We start from the raw sequence: 541 nt of genomic DNA, 5'->3' as shown, positions 1-541 counted from the left end.
TATCCGAACCTCATCGGGTCCGGGTATTTCCTTAGAAAGGAGGTGATCCAGCCGCACCTTCCGATACGGCTACCTTGTTACGACTTCACCCCAATCATCTACCCCACCTTCGACGGCTAGCTCCCTTGCGGGTTACCCCACCGGCTTCGGGTGTTGTAAACTCTCGTGGTGTGACGGGCGGTGTGTACAAGACCCGGGAACGTATTCACCGCGGCATGCTGATCCGCGATTACTAGCAATTCCGACTTCATGCAGGCGAGTTGCAGCCTGCAATCCGAACTGAGACCGACTTTGATAGGATTGGCTCCACCTCGCGGTTTCGCTTCCCGTTGTATCGGCCATTGTAGTACGTGTGTAGCCCAGGTCATAAGGGGCATGATGATTTGACGTCATCCCCACCTTCCTCCGGTTTGTCACCGGCAGTCATCCTAGAGTGCCCACCCAAAGTGCTGGCAACTAAGATCAAGGGTTGCGCTCGTTGCGGGACTTAACCCAACATCTCACGACACGAGCTGACGACAACCATGCACCACCTGTCTCC

1 rRNA gene is annotated in these 541 nt (G+C 55.6%); it reads right to left on the bottom strand.

The features are described from left to right. Nucleotides 1-35: 35 nt before the first annotated feature. Nucleotides 36-541 (bottom strand): 16S ribosomal RNA (locus A7975_RS20985); the annotation flags it as partial.

It is taken from the genome of Bacillus sp. FJAT-26390 (genome assembly GCF_001682865.1).
GTDB lineage: Bacteria > Bacillota > Bacilli > Paenibacillales > Paenibacillaceae > Pristimantibacillus.
The sequence above is the reverse complement of the archived record's forward strand: the minus strand, read 5'-3'. Positions and strand labels throughout refer to the sequence as shown.